Source organism: Actinomadura keratinilytica, from assembly GCF_039539665.1.
GTDB lineage: Bacteria > Actinomycetota > Actinomycetes > Streptosporangiales > Streptosporangiaceae > Spirillospora > Spirillospora keratinilytica.
The window spans coordinates 1-16,234 of the sequence record NZ_BAABDO010000138.1; the positions used below are offsets into that span (position 1 = coordinate 1).

General features: G+C 72.2%; 19 protein-coding genes. 7 read left to right on the forward strand and 12 right to left on the reverse strand.

The features are described from left to right. Positions 1–342 precede the first annotated feature (342 nt). From ABD879_RS28530 to ctaC, 3 genes are read right to left on the reverse strand one after another with little or no spacing between them, the layout of a single operon-like run. The gene (locus ABD879_RS28530; protein ID WP_345024760.1) at positions 343–753 is read right to left on the reverse strand and encodes a cytochrome c oxidase subunit 4; all 411 of its coding nucleotides are present in this window, start codon (positions 751–753) and stop codon (positions 343–345) included. Between the two features lie 6 nt (positions 754–759). Beyond that, positions 760–2,424 (reverse strand): aa3-type cytochrome oxidase subunit I, encoded by a 1,665-nt coding sequence (ctaD, locus tag ABD879_RS28535; protein ID WP_345024761.1) that lies wholly within the window; start codon positions 2,422–2,424, stop codon positions 760–762. Then, positions 2,421–3,200 carry an aa3-type cytochrome oxidase subunit II gene (gene ctaC / locus ABD879_RS28540; RefSeq protein ID WP_345024762.1) on the reverse strand — a complete coding sequence of 260 codons (780 nt, stop codon included), beginning with the start codon at positions 3,198–3,200 and terminating at the stop codon, positions 2,421–2,423. The genes ctaD and ctaC overlap by 4 nt, the downstream gene beginning before the upstream one ends. A gap of 207 nt (positions 3,201–3,407) precedes the next feature. On the opposite strand from ctaC, the gene ABD879_RS28545 reads away from it, so the two are divergent. Both ABD879_RS28545 and ABD879_RS28550 read left to right on the forward strand, forming a co-directional pair. Then, a complete protein-coding gene (locus ABD879_RS28545) occupies positions 3,408–4,574 on the forward strand; it encodes a cysteine desulfurase family protein (RefSeq protein WP_345024782.1) in 1,167 nt (388 codons plus the stop codon). A 71-nt stretch (positions 4,575–4,645) separates the two neighbouring features. After that, positions 4,646–4,954, forward strand: a complete 309-nt coding sequence (locus ABD879_RS28550; protein ID WP_345024763.1) for a sulfurtransferase TusA family protein — start codon at positions 4,646–4,648, stop codon at positions 4,952–4,954. Between the two features lie 191 nt (positions 4,955–5,145). Here ABD879_RS28550 and ABD879_RS28555 read toward each other — a convergent pair whose 3' ends face one another. Together ABD879_RS28555 and ABD879_RS28560 are read right to left on the reverse strand one after the other, a co-directional pair. Further along, positions 5,146–6,132 carry a carbohydrate kinase family protein gene (locus ABD879_RS28555; RefSeq protein WP_345024764.1) on the reverse strand — a complete coding sequence of 329 codons (987 nt, stop codon included), beginning with the start codon at positions 6,130–6,132 and terminating at the stop codon, positions 5,146–5,148. A gap of 319 nt (positions 6,133–6,451) precedes the next feature. Next, the gene (locus ABD879_RS28560) at positions 6,452–6,814 is read right to left on the reverse strand and encodes a HesB/IscA family protein (protein ID WP_345024766.1); all 363 of its coding nucleotides are present in this window, start codon (positions 6,812–6,814) and stop codon (positions 6,452–6,454) included. A 269-nt stretch (positions 6,815–7,083) separates the two neighbouring features. Here ABD879_RS28560 and nadA point away from each other — a divergent pair, with 269 nt between their 5' ends. Beyond that, entirely contained in the window at positions 7,084–8,238 is a 1,155-nt protein-coding gene (gene nadA, locus ABD879_RS28565; protein WP_345024767.1) for a quinolinate synthase NadA, read from the forward strand. Positions 8,239–8,295: 57 nt separating this feature from the next. Here nadA and ABD879_RS28570 read toward each other — a convergent pair whose 3' ends face one another. The 5 genes from ABD879_RS28570 to ABD879_RS28590 form a co-directional block, all read right to left on the reverse strand. Then, positions 8,296–9,066, reverse strand: coding sequence for a maleylpyruvate isomerase family mycothiol-dependent enzyme (locus tag ABD879_RS28570; protein WP_345024768.1), 771 nt, complete (start codon positions 9,064–9,066; stop codon positions 8,296–8,298). Between the two features lie 71 nt (positions 9,067–9,137). Then, positions 9,138–9,707, reverse strand: coding sequence for a PspA-associated protein PspAB (gene pspAB / locus ABD879_RS28575; protein ID WP_345024769.1), 570 nt, complete (start codon positions 9,705–9,707; stop codon positions 9,138–9,140). Positions 9,708–9,709: 2 nt separating this feature from the next. Continuing rightward, positions 9,710–10,627 carry a zinc metalloprotease HtpX gene (gene htpX, locus ABD879_RS28580; RefSeq protein ID WP_345024770.1) on the reverse strand — a complete coding sequence of 306 codons (918 nt, stop codon included), beginning with the start codon at positions 10,625–10,627 and terminating at the stop codon, positions 9,710–9,712. A 197-nt stretch (positions 10,628–10,824) separates the two neighbouring features. Beyond that, entirely contained in the window at positions 10,825–11,103 is a 279-nt protein-coding gene (gene pspAA / locus ABD879_RS28585) for a PspA-associated protein PspAA (RefSeq protein WP_345024771.1), read from the reverse strand. Further along, a complete protein-coding gene (locus ABD879_RS28590) occupies positions 11,100–11,912 on the reverse strand; it encodes a PspA/IM30 family protein (RefSeq protein WP_345024773.1) in 813 nt (270 codons plus the stop codon). Before ABD879_RS28590 ends, pspAA begins: the two co-directional genes overlap by 4 nt. A 158-nt stretch (positions 11,913–12,070) precedes the next feature. On the opposite strand from ABD879_RS28590, the gene ABD879_RS28595 reads away from it, so the two are divergent. Further along, positions 12,071–12,643: a DUF3043 domain-containing protein gene (locus ABD879_RS28595; RefSeq protein ID WP_345024775.1), complete on the forward strand. Its 573-nt coding sequence runs from the start codon at positions 12,071–12,073 to the stop codon at positions 12,641–12,643. 75 nt (positions 12,644–12,718) lie between these two features. After that, positions 12,719–13,720, forward strand: a complete 1,002-nt coding sequence (locus ABD879_RS28600; RefSeq protein ID WP_345024776.1) for an aldo/keto reductase family protein — start codon at positions 12,719–12,721, stop codon at positions 13,718–13,720. Between the two features lie 55 nt (positions 13,721–13,775). Here ABD879_RS28600 and ABD879_RS28605 read toward each other — a convergent pair whose 3' ends face one another. Next, on the reverse strand, positions 13,776–13,976 hold the full coding sequence (locus ABD879_RS28605) for a hypothetical protein (RefSeq protein ID WP_345024777.1): 201 nt from the start codon (positions 13,974–13,976) through the stop codon (positions 13,776–13,778). A gap of 42 nt (positions 13,977–14,018) precedes the next feature. Further along, positions 14,019–14,867: a DsbA family protein gene (locus ABD879_RS28610; protein ID WP_345024778.1), complete on the reverse strand. Its 849-nt coding sequence runs from the start codon at positions 14,865–14,867 to the stop codon at positions 14,019–14,021. A 104-nt stretch (positions 14,868–14,971) separates the two neighbouring features. On the opposite strand from ABD879_RS28610, the gene ABD879_RS28615 reads away from it, so the two are divergent. Beyond that, the gene (locus tag ABD879_RS28615) at positions 14,972–15,916 is read left to right on the forward strand and encodes a bifunctional adenosylcobinamide kinase/adenosylcobinamide-phosphate guanylyltransferase (RefSeq protein ID WP_345024779.1); all 945 of its coding nucleotides are present in this window, start codon (positions 14,972–14,974) and stop codon (positions 15,914–15,916) included. Continuing rightward, positions 15,913–16,234 (forward strand): adenosylcobinamide-GDP ribazoletransferase (locus ABD879_RS28620; RefSeq protein WP_345024780.1); only part of this gene is annotated, 322 nt, incomplete at its 3' end. The genes ABD879_RS28615 and ABD879_RS28620, both read left to right, overlap by 4 nt.

Genomic DNA, 16,234 nt, shown 5'->3' on the forward strand with positions numbered 1-16,234 from the left:
GCCGCCCGCGGCCGCGAGCGCCGCGCCGAGCAGCAGCGCCGTCCGCCGCCGGCGCGGACCCGCCGGGCCGCACCGCCGCCGGACGGTCGCGGCGGGCCGTCCGACGCCTCTCGTCCCCCAGCTCCCGACGCGCACCGTGACCCCCCGATCGCATGTCACCGTCGGCAAACATTCCTCACGAAACGTGCACGACGATCATTATGCGGAAAGCCGGGACCCGTCCGGTAGACGGGTCCCGGCCCTCGACGGCTTTCTTTGCCGACCGCTGGGGCGATCAGCACGCCGCCCTTGCGGGAGACGGAGCGGATGTTGACGTCCGTCCCCCGGCGGGCGCGGCGGGGATCAGTGCGAGAAGTGGCCCCGGTAGTACTCGAACACCAGGCCGACCGAGGTGAGCAGCGTCGCGGCCACCCCCAGGATCACCAGCCACCAGCCGAACACCATGCCCAGCGTGACCGTCGCGGCCGACAGCGCCAGGAACAGCGGCCACCAGCTGTGCGGGCTGAAGAAGCCCAGCTCGCCCGCGGCGTCGGCGATCTCGCCGTCCGGGTCGTCCTCGTACAGCGGGCCGCCGTTGGCCTTCTCCAGCCGGCGGACCGTGAAGTGGATGTAGAACCCGATCAGGCCCGCCAGGCCGATGGCCAGCGCCAGCGCCGTGGTGCCGGTCCAGTCCTTGGACCACAGCCAGTAGACGATGTCGGAGGCGAGGAAGAAGACCGCGCATCCGTAGAACATGAACGCCTGTACGCGCATCGCCGGTTACCCCTTCGTCCCGGTGAGCTCGCCCTTGGCGCCGACCCGCGGGTGGTGCAGGTCGAACGCGGGCCGCTCGGACCGGATCCGCGGAATCGAGTTGAAGTTGTGCCGCGGCGGCGGGCAGGACGTCGCCCACTCCAGCGAGTTGCCGTAGCCCCACGGGTCGTCCACCTCGACCCGCTTGCCCTTCTTCCAGGTGATGTAGACGTTGTAGAAGAACGGCAGCAGCGACACGCCGAGCAGCAGCGTGAAGGCGGTGGACAGCATGTTCAGGCCGGTGAACTCCTCGGCGTAGTCGGCGTACCGGCGCGGCATGCCCGCGGCGCCCAGCCAGTGCTGCACCAGGAAGGTGCCGTGGAAGCCGACGAACAGCATCCAGAACTGGATCTTGCCGAGCCGGTCGTTGAGCATCTTGCCGGTCCACTTCGGCCACCAGAAGAAGAACCCGGCGAACATCGCGAACACCACGGTGCCGAACAGCACGTAGTGGAAGTGCGCCACCACGAAGTAGGAGTCGCTGAGCTGGAAGTCCATCGGCGGGGAGGCGAGGATGACGCCGGTCAGCCCGCCGAACAGGAACGTCACCAGGAAGCCCAGCGACCACAGCATCGGCGACTCGAAGGTGAGCTGCCCCCGCCAGATGGTGCCGACCCAGTTGAAGAACTTCACCCCGGTGGGCACCGCGATCAGGAACGTCATGAACGAGAAGAACGGCAGCAGCACCTGGCCGGTGACGTACATGTGGTGCGCCCACACCGTCACCGACAGGCCGGCGATGGCGATGGTCGCGAACACCAGGCCGATGTAGCCGAAGATGGGCTTGCGGCTGAACACCGGGAGGATCTCGGTCACCACGCCGAAGAAGGGCAAGGCGATGATGTAGACCTCCGGGTGCCCGAAGAACCAGAACAGGTGCTGCCACAGCAGCGCGCCGCCGTGCGCGGCGTCGAAGATGTGCGCGCCGAACTTGCGGTCGGCCTCCAGGCCCAGCAGCGCGGCCGCCAGCGGCGGGAACGCCAGCAGGATCAGGATGGAGGTCAGCAGCACGTTCCAGGTGAAGATCGGCATGCGGAACATCGTCATGCCGGGGGCGCGCATGCACAGGATCGTGGTGATGAAGTTGACGCCGCCCAGGATGGTGCCGAGACCCGACATGGTCAGGCCCATCACCCACAGGTCACCGCCGATGCCCGGCGAGCGCACCGCGTCCGACAGCGGCGCGTAGGCGAACCATCCGAAGCTGGCCGCGCCGCCCGGGGTGAGGAACCCCGACAGCGCGATCAGGCTGCCGAACAGGAACAGCCAGTACGCCAGCATGTTCATGCGCGGGAACGCCACGTCCGGCGCCCCGATCTGCAGCGGCATGATGACGTTGGCGAACCCGGCGAACAGCGGGGTCGCGAACATCAGCAGCATGACCGTGCCGTGCATGGTGAACAGCTGGTTGAACTGCTCGTTGCTGACCACCTGCAGGCCCGGCTTGTACAGCTCGGCCCGCATCACCACGGCCATCACGCCCCCGACGAGGAACATGATGAACGAGGTGATCAGGTACATGTAGCCGATCACCTTGTGGTCGGTGCTGGACAGCCAGGACGCGATGATGCGTCCCTTGCTCGTGCGCGCCGCGGCGAGCTGCGCGCGCGGTGCGTCGCTGACGGTGGTCACTGCTTGGCTCCCTGCGCCGCCTTGGCCTTGGCCTGGGCGATGAACTGGTCGTACTGCTGGGGCGTGACGACGCGCAGCTGGAACAGCATGCGGCTGTGGTCGACGCCGCACAGCTCGGCGCACCGGCCCTCGTAGGTGCCGGTCTTGGTGGCGGTGAACTCGAACTCGTTGGTGTAGCCCGGCATGACGTCCTTCTTGTACAGGAGCGCCGGGACCCAGAACGAGTGGATCACGTCGTTGGAGTGCAGCCGGATGCGGACGCGCTCACCGGACGGGATGGTGAGCACCGGCTTGTTGTCGGAGTCGGGGGCGACCGGCACGCCGACCACGGAGGCGACGGTCCGCTCGCGGCCGGAGGCGTCCTTCTCCTTGTAGTCGAACTGCCAGCTCCACTGGAAGCCGATGACGTCGACCGTGACCGCCGGCGGGGTCTTGTTGTCGATCTTCTCGACGTAGTCCTGGTCGCGGGCGGTGAAGTAGAACAGCACGCCGATGACGACGAACGGGACCGCCGTGTAGAGGATCTCGATCGGCAGGTTGTAGCGCACCTGCGGCGGCAGGTCGTCGGAGCGCTTGCGGTGGAACAGCACCGCCCAGATGATCAGGCCCCACACGACGCCGCCGACGGCGAACGCCGCGATCCAGGAGCCCTGCCACAGCGTGAGCATGCGCTCGGCCTGCTCGCTGATCGGTTCGGGCATGCCCAGGCGCTTGGCCTCGTCACTGCATGCCGAGGCGGTCAACGCCAGCAGGCCCAGGGCCCCTGCGCTTTTCAACGCGCGGCGACCGCGCACAGGCGTACGCCGCTCCCTAGAGCGGGTCGGACTCACGGATTGCCTTCCCCACAGATGAAGCCCGGTCCTCCGGGCGGTCAGGTCGGTTGTCACACGTGCGATGGACAGATTAGCGCGAGGGTCGCGCCACCCCCCGATCGGGTGCCCGGTTACGCTCCTGAGGTGGCCGAATCCGACGTGTGCAGCGACGTGGGAACCCGTGGAACCGCGCCCGGCGAGAGGGTCTATTTCGACGCCGCGTCCGGCGAGCCGCCGCACCCGGCGGGGCGCGCGGCGCTGCTGGAGGCGCTCGACTCGGGGTGGGCCGATCCGGCCCGCCTGTACGGCGCGGCGCGCTCGTCGCGGATGCTGCTGGACCGGGCGCGCGCCCAGGTCGCGTCCGTGCTCGGGGTGCGCCCGGACGAGGTGTCGTTCACCGCGTCCGGCACGCAGGCGGTGCACCTGGCCGTGCTGGGCGCGCTGCGGGCGCGCCGCCGCACCGGCCGCCACCTGGTGGTGAGCGCGGTGGAGCACTCCAGCGTGCTGCACGCGGCCGCGTCGCACGAGGCCGACGGCGGCGAGGTCACCGTGGTGGGCGTGGACCGGCTCGGCCGCGTCGACCCGGACGAGTTCGCCGCGGCGCTGCGCCCGGACACCGCGCTGGCGTGCCTGCAGTCGGCCAACCACGAGGTCGGCACGGTGCAGCCGGTCGCCGAGGCCGCGGCGGCGTGCCGCGCCGCCGGGGTGCCGCTGTTCGTGGACGCGGCGCAGTCGGTCGGCCGCGTCGACGTGCCGGGAGGCTGGTCGCTGCTGGCGGCGAGCGCGCACAAGTGGGGCGGGCCGCCCGGCGTGGGCGTGCTGGTGGTGCGCAAGGGCACGCGGTGGCGGTCGCCGCTGCCGGAGGACGAGCGCGAGCGGCGGCGCGTGCCGGGGTTCGAGAACGTGCCGGGCGCGGTCGCGGCGGCGGCCGCGCTGGCGGCGGTGCGCGCGGAGATGGCCGCCGAGGCGACCCGGCTTTCCGAGCTGATCGGCCGTATCCGGGACCGGGTGCCGCGTACGATCGAAGACGTACAGGTGGTGGGCGACCCGGAGCGGCGGCTGCCGCACCTGGTGACGTTCTCCTGCCTGTACGTGCCGGGCGAGGCGCTGCTGACCGAACTGGACCGCCTGGGTTTCGCGGTCTCGTCGGGAAGCTCGTGCACGGCCGATACGCTGCGTCCCAGCCATGTCCTGGAGGCGATGGGAGTGATCACCCATGGCAACGTGCGGGTGTCGCTGCCCCGCGGCGCACGCGCGGCCGACGTCGACCGGCTCCTGCAGGTGCTGCCCGACGCGGTCGCCCGGCTGCGCCGGGCCGCCGGAGCAAGCGTGGAGTGACGCCCCATGACCCCGCACCCGCCCCGTTCGCCCCTTCCCCCCGTGACCACGACAGTGAGGCGGCCGCTCCGATGAGATTCCTGGGCCGTTCCCGCCGCGCCGCACAGCGCGCCCCGCAGCCTCCGGCCCCGCCGGCCGCCCCCGCCGGGCCCCCGCCCGCGCTGGTGATCGACGCGCTGGGCCGCAAGTGCCCCATCCCGATCATCATGCTGGCCGAGCGGATCCGGGAGGTCCCGGTCGGCGAGATCGTCGCGGTGCTCGCCGACGACGTGGCCGCCCGCACCGACGTGCCCGCCTGGTGCCGGATGAAGTCGCAGGAGTTCGTCCGCGAGGAGGCGCTCCAGCGCGGCTGGGCGTTCCACATCCGCCGCTCGTACTGACCGGCCGTACCGATCGGCCGTCCTGATCGCCGTCGACCGGCCGCTCGTCGCGCACGGCCGCGGCCGTGCGCGGGCTCCGGCCTGCCCCGGTGGACGCGGCGCGGCGGTCTGCGTGCAGACGTTGAACAGCGGCCCTTCCGTGCGGGAGGGCCGCTGTTCGCCGGTATCGGGTGTGCGCCGGTGCCGCGCCCTTACGGGTTCGGGCAGGACAGGTGGGGGCGGACGTCGTCGGCGGCGGCCTCCCCGTAGGTCCGGGCCAGGCGGTCCAGGAAGGCGGAGGTCGACAGGGAGTACTCCTGCGGGCCGGCGGCCTCGAGGGCGTAGGCGGCGGTGACGTTGCCGACCTGGGCCGCGCGCTCCAGCGGCAGGCCCCAGGCGGTGGCGGTGAGGAACCCGGCGCGGAAGGCGTCGCCCACGCCGGTGGGGTCGACGACCTTGGCGACGGGCGCGGCGGGCACGTGCAGGCCCTCCTCGCCCTTGCGGTCGATGATCGCGCCCTTGGGGCCGAGGGTGGTCACCCGGATCCCGACCCGGTCCAGGAACTCCTGCTCCGACCAGCCGGTCTTCTCCTCGGCCAGGGCCTTTTCGTACTCGTTGCTGAACAGGTAGGCGGCGCCGTCGATGAGCCTGCGCACGTCCGCGCCGTCCATGCGGGCCAGCTGCTGGGACGGGTCGGCGGCGAACGGGATCCCGCGGGTGCGGCACTCGTCGGTGTGCCGCAGCATCGCCTCGGGGTCGTTCGGGCTGATCACCACCAGGTCCAGCCCGCCGACCCGGTCGGCCACCGGCTGCAGCTCGATGGAGCGCGCCTCGCTCATCGCGCCGGCGTAGAAGGTGGCGATCTGGTTCTGGTCCTGGTCGGTGGTGCACAGGAAGCGGGCGGTGTGGTGCAGCTCGGACACGTGCACCGAGGCGGTGTCCACACCGTGCCGGTCGAGCCAGGACCGGTAGTCGGCGAAGTCGTCCCCGACCGAGCCCACCAGGATCGACCTCTTGCCCAGGCTGCCCATGCCGAAGCAGATGTTGGCGGCGATGCCGCCCCGCCTGATCTCCAGCTCGTCCACCAGGAACGACAGCGACACCCGGTCGAGCTGATCGGGTAGCAGCTGGTCGGTGAACCGCCCGGGGAAGGTCATCAGATGGTCGGTCGCGATGGAGCCTGTCACGGCGATGCGCACGGCGTCGCTCTCCTCGTGGTGTCGTCCGGCTGTGTGTCCGGCTGTTCGTCGACCCCATGGGGGATCGCGGGCCGGTCAAGACTACTGCCCATGGCATCACGAGATCGGCTCGCGCCGCAGCCCCGGGCGCAAGACGCGGCCGACGACACAGGCGACGCCCCGGACGAAGTCACGGACGAGGCACAGACGAGGTCACGGGCGAGGTCCCGGTCGGAGACGCCGCGCGGCCGAAGACGCGAAGGCCCGGACGGCGCGCCGTCCGGGCCCCCGTGAGCGTTCGCGAACCGCGGCCGCACCCCGTGCGGCCGGAGGGCGGCTCCTAGTTGAAGGAGTCGCCGCAGGCGCAGGAGCCCGACGCGTTCGGGTTGTCGATCGTGAAGCCCTGCTTCTCGATCGTGTCGACGAAGTCGATGGTGGCGCCGGTCAGGTACGGGGCGCTCATCCGGTCGACCCGCACCGCCAGGCCGTTGAAGTCCTGGACCAGGTCGCCGTCCATCTGCCGCTCGTCGAAGAACAGCTGGTAGATCAGGCCCGAGCAGCCCCCCGGCTGCACGGCGACACGCAGCGCCAGGTCGTCACGGCCCTCCTGCTGGAGCAGGCTCTTGGCCTTCTCGGCGGCGGCGTCGGTGAGGATGACGCCCTGCTGCGTGGTCTCCTGCGTGGTCTCGCCTGAAACCGTCATGTGTGTGGCTCCCGGGTGTCGCTTCGCCGCGCCCGCGGCTCTGTCTCGGACATCGCCGAGTCGCGTTCGGGTACTCCGCGGCTCGACGCTCCTAGGACAACGTACCTCGGTTCGTGGTCATTCCGCCTGACGCCGGTGTGACACCCGATCCGGCCCGCGAATCGGCTGCGGTCTGCGTCACACCCCGCCCCGCCCGGTTCCTATGCCCGAAATGTGTGCGATTATTAGTCGTCAAAGCGACGATAAGTTGTCGCAGGAGGGAGAGCGTCGTGACCACCCCCGTGCGTGATCTGCCGCTGCTGCTCCTGGGCCGGGGCGCGGACCCCGACAGCGAGCGCGGCGTCGACTGCCCAGGCGACCTGCCCCCCGCCTCCGACCCCGCCCTGGTGGAGCGCGCCCGTGCCGCCAAGGCGGCGCTCGGCGACCGGGTGTTCGTGCTGGGCCACCACTACCAGCGCGACGAGGTGATCCAGTTCGCCGACGTCACCGGCGACTCGTTCAAGCTGGCCCGGCAGGCGGCCGCCCGGCCGCAGGCGCCGTACGTGGTGTTCTGCGGGGTGCACTTCATGGCCGAGTCCGCCGACATCCTGACCGCCGACCACCAGCGGGTGGTGCTGCCGGACCTGGCCGCGGGCTGCTCGATGGCCGACATGGCCACGTTCGACCAGGTGGAGGAGTGCTGGGAGGTGCTGGAGGACGCCGGTGTGGCCGACGACGTCGTGCCGGTGACCTACATGAACTCCTCGGCCGACATCAAGGCGTTCGTGGGCCGCCGCGGGGGCACGGTCTGCACCTCCTCCAACGCCAAGCGCGCGCTGGAGTGGGCGTTCTCCAAGGGGTCGAAGGTGCTGTTCCTGCCCGACCAGCACCTCGGGCGCAACACCGCCGTCCTGGAGATGGGCATGTCGCTGGACGACTGCGTCGTCTACAACCCGCACCGCCCGGACGGGGGGCTGACCCGGCAGCAGCTGCGCGACGCCAGGATGCTGCTGTGGCGCGGGCACTGCTCGGTGCACGGCCGGTTCACCAAGGAGTCGGTGGACGAGGTGCGGGCCCGGGTCCCGGACGTGAACGTGCTCGTGCACCCCGAGTGCCGGCACGAGGTCGTCCGCGGCGCCGACCTGATCGGGTCCACCGAGTTCATCATCAAGACCATCGAGTCGGCCCCGTCCGGGTCGGCGTGGGCGGTCGGCACGGAGCTGAACCTGGTCAAGCGGCTGGCCCAGGCGCACCCGGACAAGAACGTGATGTTCCTGGACCGCACGGTGTGCTTCTGCTCGACGATGAACCGCATCGACCTGCCGCACCTGGTGTGGGCGCTGGAGTCGCTGGCGCGGGACGAGGTCGTCAACCCCATCGAGGTCGATCCGGAGACCGCGCACTACGCCCGCGTCGCGCTCGACCAGATGCTGGCGCTGCCGTAACGCCGGCCGCGGGGGCGGGCCGGTCGGCCGCGGCGGTCCGGCCCGCGCCCGCCCTCGTCAGACCGCCGAGTTCTCCGTCCAGAGGGCCAGCACGGCCTCGTCGCCGCGTGTCCGGATGCCCGGGTCGCCGATGCGGCGCCGCCCCCACAGGAACAGGTACAGGTCGCCGGCGGCGGCGGTGACCTCCGCGTCGGCCGGGACGTCGTCGCCGCCGTCGGCGCGGGTCCAGACGAACCGGTCGGGCAGCAGGCGCAGCAGCATGCGGGTGCCGGTGTCGGACGCGGTGAAGGCGATGACCGTGCCGTCGCCGCGCAGATTGCCGATCTTCGGGGCGAACGCGGCGGCGCTCTCCAGGTTCGCGGCGAACTCGGCGATGCCGTCGTCGGCGACGTCGCCGGAGAAGCCGGCCTGCGCGCCGAGCGCGTCGTCGGCGTCGTGGCGGTGCACGGCGGTCTCGTGCAGCATCCGCCTGCTCCAGAACCGCACGTGCCGGTCGGGCCCCCAGGACCACACCGCCTCGTCCGGGTCGGCGGCGCGCAGCGTGCGCAGCAGGACGGCGGCGCCCTCCTCGAACCAGGGCAGCAGCTCGGCGGGGTCGTCGGGGATCACGATGCCCAGTTCGCGGGCGCCCATGTGCCGCTGCGCCCGGCGTTCGACCAGTCCGCCCGCCCAGCGGTGCACGCGCCCCAGATGGCGGATCAGCTCGGCCAGCGACCAGTCCGGACAGGTCGGCACCGGGGTGCCGAGGTCGGCGTCCCGCACCCGGGCGGCGAACGACTCGATCTCCTGCTGCGCGGCGTCGCAGTAGCGGATGTGGTCCCAGTGCACGGTAGGGCCCCCTACGCCCCCGGGGGGTCGCGGTCATGAACCGGAGGCGCCTTGATCCTAAGACTTTCGGGTCACAGTCCCGGGGCGCCCCAGACCGGGAACCAGCGGCCCAGGTCCTGCTCGACGGGCAGATCGGCGGCGACGGCCCCGCGGACCTGCAGCTCCAGGGCGTTGTCGCGCTTCTCGCCGGGCAGCGGGGCGAACGGGTAGAACGTGCCGCGCTTGTAGAGGTAGATCAACGCCAGGCGCCGCCCGCCGGGGTCGCGGAACCCGGCCAGCGAGCACAGCAGGTGCGGCCCGAAGCCGTTGGCCTCCAGGGTGGAGTTGACCGCGTGCAGGTCAGTGACGAGCGCGGGCAGCTCGTCGGGGGCGTGCCGGGACAGCATCCAGGTGTAGCCGTAGCCGTCGGTGCTCACCTCGACCCGGGGGCCGCCGCCGGCGTCGAGCAGCTCCCGCAGGTCGCTCTGCAGCCGCGCGAACGCCCCGCCCTCGGCGGCGCGGAAGCACACCGAGCCCAGGCCGGTGGGGGTGAACCCGGCCGCCGCCTCCAGCGTGACCGCGGCGTTCGGCAGCGCGAACAGCCGTTCCAGGTCGGGTTCGACCGGCTTGGACCGGCCGAGCAGGGCGTCCAGGAACCCCATCGTCACACTCCCCTGCCGAGCCGGTCGGAGATCTGCTGCAGCTGGGCCAGCCGCCGCTGCAGCGGCGGGTGCGTGGCGAACAGCGCCGAGACGCTGAACCCCTTGGCGAACGCGGGGGCGAAGAAGAACGCGTTGAACGGCTCGGCCGCCCGCAGGTCGCGGCTGGGGATGCGGGCCAGCTCGCCCGACACCTTGGTCAGCGCGCTGGCCAGCGCGGACGGACGGCCGGTCAGCAGCGCCGCCGCCCGGTCGGCCGACAGCTCCCGGTAGCGCGACAGCGCCCGGGTGAGCAGGAAGCTGATCGCGTACGCCGCGGCGCTGACCAGCACCACCAGCAGCAGGACCAGGCCGGTGTTCTGGTCGCCGTCGCGGCGGCCGAACCCGCCCCACAGCCCCCACTCCAGACCGAAGCGGGTGATCAGCCCGGCGCACACGCCGAGGAACGAGGCGATGGTCATGACCGCCACGTCCTTGTGCGCGATGTGCGACATCTCGTGCGCCAGCACCCCCTCCAGCTCCACGGGGTCCAGGCGGCGCAGCAGGCCGGTGGTCACGCACACCACGGCCTTCTTCTGGTTGCGGCCGGTGGCGAAGGCGTTCGGCACGTCGGTGTCGGCGACGGCGACGCGCGGCTTGGGCGCGTCGGACATGGCGCAGATGCGGTCGACGACGCCGTGCAGCTCCGGGGCCTCCCGCTCGGAGACCACCCGGCCGTGCATGGCGAACATCGTCAGCCGGTCGGAGAAGAAGTACTGGGCCAGCAGGAACGCGACCGCGACCACCAGCGCGACCAGTCCCCAGCCGGGCGCGATCGCGAAGAACGCCGCCACGAAGGCGACGTACACCAGGCCGAGCAGGAACATCGTCACGACCATGCGTGACGTCAGCCCCCGGTCGGGCGCATAGCGGGTGCGCGCCATACGGGCCCCCTCCCGTCGTCACGGGTGTTCCGGACTTGCCCGAAACCCCATTGTGGGAACGTGCGACGCGGCGCGTTGGTGCCCTGGGCAGGGCCGATGCCCGTCCCTCCCCGGGGCGGCGGCCCGTGGCGGGCCGCGGGAGGGGCGGCCCCGGCGCGGGTCGGCCGGGCGTGTCAGCCGGACCGTCGGCCGGGTCGTCAGCCGGGGATGAGGCCCTCGTCGCCGAGCATGGCGCGCACCTCGTCGATGGTCGCGTCGACCGGGGGCAGCACCAGCTCCGAGGGCTCCAGGCTGTCGGCGGGCAGCGCCGTGCCGACCTTGCGGACGTTGTCCAGCAGCGCGTGCAGGGCGGCGCGGAAGGCCGCCTCGTCGCCCGAGTCGATCGCCGACTCCAGCCGGCTGTCGAGGTCGTTGAGCGCGGGCAGGTCGTCGTCGGCGACGTCGAGCTGCCCCTCGCCCATGATGCGGACGATCACTGGCCACCCCCGGGCTGCTGCGGGTACTGCGCCTGATGGGGGGCCTGCTGCGGGGACTGCTGCTGGGCCTGCTGGGGGGCGTCCTGCTGCTGCGCGTCGGGCGCGCTGCCCTGGTTGAGCTGCTTGGGCGCCGACCCCTGCCCCAGCTCGGCCTTCATCCGCTCCAGCTCCAGCTCCACGCCGGTGGTGGCGCCCATGCGGTCGAGCTCGGCCTGGATGTCGTCCTTGGGACCGGTGAAGTCCTCCAGCGCCCCGGAGGCCAGCAGCTCGTCGATGGCCCCGGCGCGGGCCTTCATGGTCTCGGTCTTCTCCTCGGCGCGCTGGATGGCCAGGCCGACGTCGCCCATCTCCTCGGAGATGCCGGAGAACGCCTCGTTGATCTTGGTCTGCGCCTCGGCCGCGGTGTAGGTCGCCTTGATCGTCTCCTTGCGGGTGCGGAAGGCGTCCACCTTGGCCTGCAGCCGCTGCGAGGCGAGCGTGAGCTTCTCCTCCTCGCTCTGCAGCTGCTCGTACTGCGTACGCAGGTCGTTCAGCTGCGAGTCCAGGCCGGCCCGCCGCTCCAGCGCGGCCCTGGCCAGGTCCTCCCGGCCCACCTGCAGCGCCTTGCGGCCCTGCTCGGTGAGCTTGTTGTGCTGCTGCTCCAGCTGGTTGATCTGCAGTTCCAGCCGCTTGCGCGAGGTCGCGACGTCGGCAACACCCCGACGGACCTTCTGCAGCATCTCCAGCTGGCGCTGGTAGGAATAGTCCAGGGTCTCGCGAGGATCCTCCATGCGGTCCAAAGCCTTGTTCGCCTTGGACCTGAAGATCATCGACATTCGCTTCATCACGCTCATCGCGCGGCGCCGGTCCCTTCGTGTGCTGTAGCTCAGTCACAAACTGGGCTCAATGACCACTGCTGGGGTTCTTATCACCCTACGCGTTAACGCGCGAGGCAGCCACGATGTTCGCAGCCGGTAGGCTGATCCCCGTGTTCCGACGTCGTACCCAGGAAGCCCCCGAAGATCCTCCGCAGGTAGTAGTCAAGCCCGGCGGCAAGGGGCGACCCACCCCCAAGCGCCGCGACGCCGAGAAGCGGCGCCGCCAGCCGCTCACGGCCCCCGCCAACCGCCGGGAGGCCTACCGGCGGATGCGCGAGAAGCAGGCCGCCGAGCGCGCCAAGGTGCGCGAGGGCATGGCCCGGGGCGACGAGCGCTACCTCCTCAAGCGGGACAAGGGGCCGGTGCGGCGGCTCGCGCGCGACTTCGTCGACTCGCGGCGCACCGTCGGCTCGTATCTGATGTACGGCATGCTGGCCGTCATCCTGCTCAGCCTGGTGCCGACGGTGTGGGCGCGGCTGGTGGTGCTGTTCGCGCCGCCGCTGCTGCTGGCGCTGGTGTTCATCGAGGGGATCTATCTGAGCATCAGGATCAAGAAGCTGGCCGCCGAGCGGTTCCCCGACGAGGACCGCCGGGGCGTGGGGCTGTACGCGGCGATGCGCGCCATGCAGTTCCGCCGCCTGCGCATCCCCGCCCCCCAGGTCAAGATCGGCGACAAGATCTGACCGGAGGCGCCCCGCGGGGGGCGGCGGCGTCCGCGCGGCACCGGGCGTGATCACCGCGGGGTTAGGGTCGGAGCCATGGAGTTCCGACACCTTGGCCGCAGCGGTCTGCGGATCAGCGAGATCAGCTACGGCAACTGGCTCACCCACGGCTCCCAGGTCGAGGAGGACGCGGCGCGCGCGTGCGTGCACGCCGCCCTCGACGAGGGGATCACCACTTTCGACACCGCGGACGTGTACGCGGGCACGCGCGCCGAGGAGGTCCTCGGCCGGGCGCTGAAGGGGCAGCGCCGCGAGGGCCTGGAGATCTTCACCAAGGTCTACTGGCCGACCGGCCCCGGGCAGAACGACCGCGGGCTGTCGCGCAAGCACATCTTCGAGTCGATCCACGGGTCGCTGCGCCGCCTGCAGACCGACTACGTGGACCTGTACCAGGCGCACCGGTTCGACTACTCCACGCCGCTGGAGGAGACCCTGCGCGCGTTCGACGACCTGGTGCGGCAGGGCAAGGTGCTGTACGTCGGCGTCTCGGAGTGGCGGGCCGACGAGATCGCCCGCGCGTTGCAGATCGCCGACGAGATGGGGTTCGACCGCATCGTGTCCAACCAGCCGCAGTACTCGATGCTGTGGCGGGTGATCGAGGGCGAGGTCGTCCCGCTGTGCGAGAAGGAGGGCGTCGGGCAGATCGTCTGGTCGCCGATCGCGCAGGGCGTGCTGACCGGCAAGTACCTGCCGGGGCAGCCGCCGCCGCAGGGCTCGCGCGCCACCGACGACAAGGGCGGCGCCGACTTCGTCAAGCGGTTCCTCAACGACGACGTGCTGACCCGCGTGCAGCAGCTCAAGCCGATCGCCGCCGACCTCGGCCTGACCATGGCGCAGCTGGCGGTGGCCTGGGTGCTGCAGAACCCGAACGTGTCGTCGGCGATCGTGGGCGCCTCGCGTCCCGAGCAGGTCCGCGACAACGCCAAGGCCGCCGGGGTGAAGCTGGACGCCGACGTGCTCAAGCGCATCGACGACGTGCTCGGCCCGGTGGTCGAGCGCGACCCGGCCAAGACGGTCAGCCCCAAGACCCGGCCCTGAGCCCGCGCGCCGTGGCGCCGCCCTTGCGGGGGCGGCGCCACGGCGCCGGTGTCCGCTAGTCGGGCTCGTGCAGGCTCATCGGGCCGTAGACGACCGACTCGCCCTCCAGGAGCGTGACCTGGTCGACGCCCTCCTCGCGCAGGCCGCGCCAGGTCTCCCCCAGCCACGTCTCCGCGTCCGCCCGCGTGGTGAACGTCTCCTCCGAGCGGCCCACCTCCCGGCCGTCGGCCTTCTCCAGCCGCCAGCTCCACGCCATGTGCTCGACCTCCCTCCGCCCTCGAGGAGCGTAACCGTTCGTTCAGCTCGCGGTCTCGATCGCGCGCCGCAGGGAGTCGGGCGTCTGGACGTCGTTGGCGGCGAGGACGCTGCCGTTCACCCGCACCGACGGGGTGCCCTGGATGCCGTGGGAGGAGACGTAGGTGCGGCTGACGGCCAGCACGTCCCCGGCCCGCGACTGCTCGGACACGCAGTCGCGGAACGCCTCGTCGGTCAGCCCCACCGAGGCGCCGTAGGCCAGCAGCTCGGAGATCTCGTAGCCCCTGCTGGTCTCCTGGGCCGGCTGGTGGTTGTAGAGGGCGTCCTGGTACGACAGCCAGCGCGAGCCGTCGCTGACGCAGCGCAGCGCGGAGGCGGCGCGCAGCGAGTTGCCGTGCATGGGTTCGCTGCCCTCCGCGAAGATGACCATCGGCCGGAAGACGACCTTGGCCCGGCCCGCGACCGCCAGCTGCTTGAGCATCGGGTCGTTGCTCCGGTCGAACTTGCCGCACGGCGGGCAGGCGAAGTCCTCGTAGATCTCCACGAGGGGGCGCTCGACGCCCGGCCGGGCCATGGTGAGGCTGCCGTCCTCGCCGATCCTGGCCTCGGCGCCGCCCTCGATGTGCCCGACGCGCGTCTCCTGCGGCTCCTCGCCGCCGCTGAGCACGACGAACGCGGCGACGGCCACGACCAGCGCGGCCACCAGTCCCCCGGCCACCAGGCCGATCACCAGGGCGGCGCTGCGGCGGCGGGGGGCGGGCAGAGGCGGGGTGCCGCCGGGCGGCCAGGGCGCGCCTGGCGGGAGGGGGCCGCCGTGTCCCTGGTTCGGCGGTGGGAACGCGCCGGGCGGCTGCCCGCCCGGGGGCCATGGGGGGTTCGGGGGGTTGGCCACGGGTCTCCTCACCGTTCTGCGGTCCTGCTTAGGTGGAGCGTAGCCGTGTGGAGCGTGGTCGGGGCCGGTGAGGCGACGACCGGCCCGTAGAGTTCTCCTCCACGATGGAGATCGAACTGCGAGGCGTCGCGGGGCCGGACGGATGGCCGGTGTCCGGATGCCGGTGCGCGTCCTGCAACCGCCTGCGTGCCGCCGGGGTGCACTACGCGCCTACCCATGTGGTGGTGGACGGCGTGCCGTTGGAGCAGTGCGCGCGGCGGGAGGTCCCCGGGGGGTGGGACGTGACGGGGCCGCGCGGTGGCCGTCTGCTGGTGGCGTCCGGGCCCGGTGCGCTCCCCGAGCCCGCCGGCGGGGTGGTCTACGACGCCGCGCTGTTGGACCTGGTGGGGTGCCCGGAGCATCTGGGGCGGCTGCGTCACGCCGGGGCCGTCACCCCGGCGACGGATGTGCGCGCCGTCCACATCGACCACAGGGTGCCGTCCCCTCAGGAGCTGGAACGCCGCCTGGGGTACTGGCTGCGCCCCCAGGACGGCCCGTACCGCCTGCTGCTGCTGGGCGGGGCCAGGTCGGGCAAGTCGGCCGAGGCGGAACTGCGCCTGGCCGCCCACCCCCGCGTGACCTACGTCGCCACGGGCAGGACCGCCGACGACGACCCCGAATGGAACGCCCGCATCGAGGCGCACCGCAAACGCCGCCCCTCCCGGTGGCGGACCGAGGAGACCACCGACCTCGCCCGGGTGCTCGGCTCCGCCGAGGGCGCGGTGCTGGTGGACGGCATCGGAACCTGGCTGGCCGCGGTCATCGACGAGGCCGGCGCCTGGGACTCCCCCGGCGCCGTGCAGCCCCGCCTGGACGAGCTGGTCGAGGCGTGGCGCGGCGCGTCCGCCCATGTGGTCGCCGTGTCCGACGAGGTCGGCCTGTCGCCGGTGCCCGCCACGGCCTCCGGGCGCGCGTTCCGCGACCTGCTGGGCCGGCTCAACCAGCGGCTCGCCGCCGAGTCGGAGGAGGCCGCGCTGGTCGTGGCGGGCCGCGTGGTGGAGCTCGGGTGAGCGCGGCGCTGCGGCTGGCGGTGACGCTGCTGACCGTCGTCCCGCTGCCGTCCGGGCCGGTGGACCGGCGCACCGCCGGACGCGCCATGCTGGCCGCCCCGCTGACCGGGCTGATCGTCGGCGGCGGCGCGGCGGCGCTGCTGCTCGCGGGCGAGCCGGCGGGGCTGGCGGCGCCGCTGCGGGCGGCGCTGGCCGTGGCCGCGACGGCCGTGCTGACCCGGGCGCTGCATCTGGACGGGCTGGCCGACCTGGCCGACGGGCTGGGCAGCCGCCGCCCCGCGGACGCCGCCCTGGAGGTCATGAAGCGGTCCGACATCG

Coding starts and splice junctions, on each gene's coding strand:
- ABD879_RS28530 (WP_345024760.1), bottom strand. CDS start 753: ATGCGCGTACAGGCGTTCATGTTCTACGGATGCGCGGTCTTCTTCCTC.
- ABD879_RS28550 (WP_345024763.1), top strand. CDS start 4,646: ATGAGATTCCTGGGCCGTTCCCGCCGCGCCGCACAGCGCGCCCCGCAG.
- ABD879_RS28560 (WP_345024766.1), bottom strand. CDS start 6,814: ATGACGGTTTCAGGCGAGACCACGCAGGAGACCACGCAGCAGGGCGTC.
- pspAB (WP_345024769.1), bottom strand. CDS start 9,707: ATGGGGTTCCTGGACGCCCTGCTCGGCCGGTCCAAGCCGGTCGAACCC.
- htpX (WP_345024770.1), bottom strand. CDS start 10,627: ATGGCGCGCACCCGCTATGCGCCCGACCGGGGGCTGACGTCACGCATG.
- ABD879_RS28590 (WP_345024773.1), bottom strand. CDS start 11,912: ATGATCTTCAGGTCCAAGGCGAACAAGGCTTTGGACCGCATGGAGGAT.
- ABD879_RS28600 (WP_345024776.1), top strand. CDS start 12,719: ATGGAGTTCCGACACCTTGGCCGCAGCGGTCTGCGGATCAGCGAGATC.
- ABD879_RS28605 (WP_345024777.1), bottom strand. CDS start 13,976: ATGGCGTGGAGCTGGCGGCTGGAGAAGGCCGACGGCCGGGAGGTGGGC.
- ABD879_RS28615 (WP_345024779.1), top strand. CDS start 14,972: ATGGAGATCGAACTGCGAGGCGTCGCGGGGCCGGACGGATGGCCGGTG.